This window comes from Streptomyces flavofungini, assembly GCF_041028215.1.
Classification (GTDB): Bacteria; Actinomycetota; Actinomycetes; order Streptomycetales; family Streptomycetaceae; genus Streptomyces; species Streptomyces flavofungini_B.
This window is the reverse complement of sequence record NZ_JASKYR010000584.1, coordinates 1-5,095: the sequence shown is the minus strand read 5'-3', so window position 1 is coordinate 5,095 and position 5,095 is coordinate 1. Positions and strand designations below refer to the sequence as shown.

The window sequence follows — 5,095 nt, the reverse complement described above, 5'->3', positions numbered from 1 at the left end:
CCAATGTTCGGTATATCGGACGTGGTTCGGTGCGATGGGCGTGCGGCGGCCAAGGTGGCGGGGCACGGACTTCAGGGAACCAGCAGCACCTTCCCCACCTTCGGGTCCCCGGAGCCGACCAGGGCGACGGCCTCCCCGAAGCGTTCGAGCGGCAGCTCGTGGGAGATCAGCGGGGCGGGGTCGATCAGCCCGAGCCCGAAGGCCCGCACCGCGTCCACCCAGGCGGCGGAGGGCGCCCCGAACACGGACCGCACCTGAAGCTGACTGAGCGAGAGGTGGACGGGATCGATGCCCACGGCACCCGCCGAGAACATCCCGGTGAGCACGGCCCGCCCGCCCCTGCGCGCGAGCAGGCAGGACGAGGCGGCGGTGGTCGGCGCCCCCGCGGTCTCGACGACCAGGTCGAAGGCGCCCCGGGCGGCACCGGCGCCGAAGACGCGGGCCTGCTCACCCCGGGCTGCCCGGGGGTCGACCACGACCAGCTCCGCGGGGCTCGACGCCGACAGGAGCTGCACGGCGAGCAGCCCGAGCGTCCCCGCGCCGACGACGGCGACGCGTTCCCCGGGCCGGGGCCGCCCCGCGCGGATGGCCGCGGCGATCACCGCCGCGGGTTCGATGAGGGCGGSSRACSSSWSGYCGKCGTCGKCGCGCARGGGATGCAGCAGCCGCGCGGGCACCAGGAGATGGTCGGCGAAGGCGCCCGGCTCGGTGAACCCGGTCTCCGCGTAACCGGCGCCGCACAGGCTGCTCTCCCCGCTCCGGCAGCGCTCGCACGCCCCGCAGGCCCGGAACCCCTCGGCGACGGTCCTGCGGCCGACGAGCGCGGGGTCGGCGCCGGGGCCGACCGCGGTCACGGTTCCGGACCACTCGTGGCCCGGGATCACCGGGTAGCGCACATAGGCGGCGTCGCGGCGGCCGTCGTACACCTCGCGGTCGCTCATGCAGATCCCGGCGGCGGCCACCTTGACGAGGACCTCGCCGGGGGCGGGCTCCGGGATGTCCCGGGTGACGAGGCGGTGGACGCCCGGCCGCTCGACGACGACCGCGCGGCTGCCGCCGGTCCGGGTGCCGCTCATCCCTCGGCCCCGCCCGGCGTCCGCTTCTCCCAGCCCTCGGCCCACAGGTCGAAGCGGGCGCGCTGCTGCGGGAACTCGGCCGCGGCGGCCACATCGAGCTCGACGCCGAGGCCGGGCGCGTGGGACAGCTCGAAGCAGCCGGTCTCCGGGTCGACCCGGGGTGCGCCCTTGACGACCTTCTTGATCTCCGCGTCGGCGAAGTCGTTGAAGTGTTCGAGGATCTTGAAGTTGGGCGCGGAGAAGCCGACTTGGAGCGAGGCCGCCGTCAGGACCGGGCCGCCCACGTTGTGCGGGGCGACCAGGACGTAGTGCGTCTCGGCGGTGGCCGCCAGCTTGCGGGTCTCCCAGATGCCGCCGATGTGGCCGACGTCGGGCTGGATGACGTCCACCGCCTGGCTCTCGAACAGCTCGCGGAACTCGATGCGGTCGTGGATGCGCTCACCCGTGGCCACCGGCATGTCCACCTTCGCGGCGACCTTCTGAAGGGCCTTGAGGTTCTCCGGGGGCACCGGCTCCTCCAGCCAGGCGGGACGGAACGGCGCGAGGTCGCGGGCGAGGCGTATCGCCGTGCTGGGCGCGAACCGGCCGTGCATCTCCAGCATCAGCTCGGCCTCGGGGCCGATCGCGTCCCGCACGGCCTCGATCAGCGAGACCGCGTAGCGGCTCTGCTCGTGGTCGAGTTCGTAGTGCCCGGTGCCGAAGGGGTCGATCTTCAGGGCGCGGTAGCCGCGCTCCATGACGCCCTTGGCCGCCTTGTGGTACGCCTCCGGGGTGCGCTCGGTGGTGTACCAGCCGTTGGCGTAGGCCTTGACGCGGTCGGTGACCTTGCCGCCGAGGAGCTGCCAGACGGGGACGCCGAGCGCCTTGCCCTTGATGTCCCAGCAGGCCATCTCGATGACCGCGATGCCCGACATCACGATCTCACCGGCCCGGCCGTAGTCGCCGTACTTCATCCTGCGGAACAGCTCCTCGGCCGCGAACGGGTCGGACCCCTTGATGTGGTTGGCCTCCGCCTCGCGGAGGTAGCCGATGAGCGCGTCGGTGTGCCCGAGCATGCGGGTCTCACCGATTCCGGTCAGGCCCTCGTCGGTGTGGACCTGGACATAGGTGAGGTTACGCCAGGGTGTTCCGACCACATGCGTGCTGATTCCCGTGATGCGCAAGGCAGTTGCCCCTTGACTTGTTCGGTATTTCGTCACACGTTCGAAATGTTGGCGTGACGGTAATCACGGTGGCCGGAACGTGTCAATGGGTAAGCTCCGCCTGTCTGTTCGTCATACCGATCAATGACCGAAGTTTCGGACGCGCTTCGGGCGCGCAAGGTGGGAGGCCACTTCATGGGACGACTCGTGCCCGCGGTGACCAGGTCGCTGGACATACTCGAACTCTTCCTGGAGGGCGACGGCACCCTGTCCGCTCCCGAGGTGACCCGCAGGCTCCAGCTCCCGCGCACCACCGTGCACGAGCTGCTCACCACGCTGGCCGCCCGCTCGTATCTGGTGCAGATCCCGGACCAGCCGGGCCGGTACCGCCTCGGGGTGCGCACCTACCAGCTCGGCAGCCGCTACGCCGAACAGCTCGATCTCGCGGCCGAGGGGCAGCAGGTGGCGCGCGAGGTCGCCGAGACCTGCGACGAGACCGTCCATGTCGCCGTCCTGGAGGACACGGACGTCATCTACATCGCCAAGGTCGACTCCACGCACGCCGTGCGCATGGTCTCCGCGGCGGGCCGCCGCCTCCCCGCGCACTGCACCTCGGTCGGCAAGATGCTGCTCGCCTCGCTGCCCGAGCCGGAGCTGCGCGCGCGGCTCGGCGGCCGGGAGCTCACCGCCATGACGCCGGACAGCATCACCGACCCCGAGGAGCTGCTCGGCGCGCTCGCCGCGATCCGCGAGCGGGGCGTCGCGGCCGAGCACCGCGAGTCCAACCCGGACGTGAGCTGTGTGGCGGCGCCGGTGCGGGACGGCGCCGGACAGGTCGTGGCGGCGCTCTCCGTCTCCGTGCCGATGATCCGCTGGAGCGAGGAGCGGGAGCGGGAACTCGCCGAACTGGCCGTCAAGGGCGCCGGCGACCTGTCGGTCCGCCTCGGCCACCGGCACGCGCGATGAGACCGGGGTACGAGGTCGCGGTGCGCGCGCGGGCGCGGCTCGGCGAGGGACCCACCTGGGACGCGGCCACCGGTCGTCTGATCTGGGTCGACATACTCGGCTCGCGCGTGCACACCTACCGCCCCGCGGACGGCCGCCGCACGGTCATGGCAACCGAGCAGCACGTCGGCGCCGCGAAGCCGCGCGCGGGCGGTGGCCTCGTGGTGAACCTCCGCGACGGCGTCGGGCTCTACGGACCCGGCGGCTCCGCCTTCTCCTGGCTGGTGCGCGACCCGGTGCCGGGGCGCCGGGGCAACGACGCGGCGGTGGCGCCGGACGGCGCGCTCTGGGCGGGCACCATGCGCTACGACGAGGCGCCGGGCGGCGGCGGCCTCACGCGCGTCGCCCCGGACGGGGCCGTCACCGGCCAGGGCGCCGCCCTCGGCGATGTGGCGGTCAGCAACGGCACCGCCTGGAGCCCCGACGGGCGGCTCATGTACTACGCCGACAGTCCCACGCGCCGTATCGACGTCCTCGACTTCGACGCCGCGCGCGTGAGCGCCCGGCGCCCGTTCGCGGTCATCGAGGAGGGCGCGGGCGACCCCGACGGACTCACCGTCGACGCGGACGGCTGTGTCTGGGTCGCGCTGTGGAACGGCGGGGCCGTCCGCAGGTACACCCCCGCGGGGCGGCTCGACCTGACCGTCGTACTGCCGGTGCCGCGCCCCACCGCCTGCGCCTTCGGCGGGCCCGGCCTGCGCGACCTCTACATCACCACGGCCCGCGCGGGGCAGGGGCGGCCGCATCCCCTCGCGGGGTCGGTGCTCGTGCTGCCCGACGCGGGCCAGGGACTGCCGGGAACGCCCTTCGCGGGCTGAGACCCAGGGGGAGCGCCCGCGTCAGCGCTTGAGCCCCCGCAGGTAGGTGGCGAACTTCTCCAGGCCGTCGATGTCGCGCGGCCCGCTGATGCCCTCGTTGTAGTCGAGGACGAAGAAGTTGTTCTTCCTGACCGCGGGCAGCTCCTTGGTGTGCGGGGACTTCCTCAGGAACTCGATCTTCTTCTTCGCGGGCTGGTCGCCGTAGTCGAAGATGATGATGACCTCGGGCTCGGCCTTGGTGACGGCCTCCCAGTTGACCTGGGTCCAGCGCTCGTCGAGCCCGTCGAAGATGTTCCTGCCGCCCGCGGTCTTGATGATGTCGTTGGGCGGGACCTGGCTGCCCGCCGTGAACGGCTGGTCGGTGCCGGAGTCGTAGAGGAACACCGGCACCGGGTCGCCGCCCTTCGGCGCCTTCTTCTCGACGGCCGCCACGCGCTTCTTCAGGCCGCCGACGACCTCGGCGGCCTTCTTCTCGACCCGGAAGATCTTGCCGAGCCGTTCGAGGTCGCTGTAGAGCGCGTTGAACGGGGTGACCTTCTGGGGGTGTCCCGGGTAGTTGAAGCAGCTCTCGGTGTGCATGAAGCTCTGGATGCCGAGCTTGTCCAGGATCTTCGGGGTGATGCCGCGCTGGTCGCTGAAGCCGGAGTTCCAGCCCGCGACGACGAAGTCGGACTTGGCCTCGACGACGAGCTCCTTGTTGAGCAGGTCGTCGCTGAGCATCTTCACCTTGGCGTACTCCGACGCCCAGGGCGACTCGCTCACCGGCGGATTGGCGGGCGGCATCACATAGCCCGCGACATGGTCGGTCAGGCCGAGGCTGAACAGCTTGTCGGCGCTGCCGCCCTCGTAGGCCACGGCACGCTTCGGCACGCGGTAGGAGACGGGCTCGCCGCATCTCTTGACGGTGACCTTCTCGGCGGCCCCGGCGTCGCCGCCCGAGTCGACCTCTGCGCCGCAGCCGCTCATGAGCAGCGTGGCCGCGAGCGCGGACCCCAGGGCGAGGGAGCGGATGTGGGACATGGGCAGGTGCAGCCTTTCGCAGGTGGTACGGGGG

4 protein-coding genes and 1 pseudogene are annotated in these 5,095 nt (G+C 72.0%); 2 read left to right on the top strand and 3 right to left on the bottom strand.

Annotation, left to right across the window (positions count from 1 at the left end; genetic code table 11):
* Positions 1 to 71: 71 nt before the first annotated feature.
* Both AB8Z36_RS30225 and AB8Z36_RS30220 read right to left on the bottom strand, forming a co-directional pair.
* Positions 72 to 1,076 (bottom strand): annotated as a pseudogene (locus AB8Z36_RS30225) (zinc-dependent alcohol dehydrogenase).
* The gene (locus AB8Z36_RS30220) at positions 1,073 to 2,239 is read right to left on the bottom strand and encodes a mandelate racemase/muconate lactonizing enzyme family protein (protein WP_369216570.1); all 1,167 of its coding nucleotides are present in this window, start codon (positions 2,237 to 2,239) and stop codon (positions 1,073 to 1,075) included. The pseudogene AB8Z36_RS30225 and the gene AB8Z36_RS30220 overlap by 4 nt, the downstream one beginning before the upstream one ends.
* 174 nt (positions 2,240 to 2,413) lie before the next feature.
* Here AB8Z36_RS30220 and AB8Z36_RS30215 point away from each other — a divergent pair, with 174 nt between their 5' ends.
* Positions 2,414 to 3,184 (top strand): IclR family transcriptional regulator, encoded by a 771-nt coding sequence (locus tag AB8Z36_RS30215; RefSeq protein WP_369216569.1) that lies wholly within the window; start codon positions 2,414 to 2,416, stop codon positions 3,182 to 3,184.
* Positions 3,181 to 4,041 (top strand): SMP-30/gluconolactonase/LRE family protein, encoded by an 861-nt coding sequence (locus AB8Z36_RS30210; protein ID WP_369216568.1) that lies wholly within the window; start codon positions 3,181 to 3,183, stop codon positions 4,039 to 4,041. The genes AB8Z36_RS30215 and AB8Z36_RS30210 overlap by 4 nt, the downstream gene beginning before the upstream one ends.
* Before the next feature lie 21 nt (positions 4,042 to 4,062).
* Here AB8Z36_RS30210 and AB8Z36_RS30205 read toward each other — a convergent pair whose 3' ends face one another.
* Positions 4,063 to 5,061: an ABC transporter substrate-binding protein gene (locus tag AB8Z36_RS30205; RefSeq protein WP_369216571.1), complete on the bottom strand. Its 999-nt coding sequence runs from the start codon at positions 5,059 to 5,061 to the stop codon at positions 4,063 to 4,065.
* Positions 5,062 to 5,095: the final 34 nt, after the last annotated feature.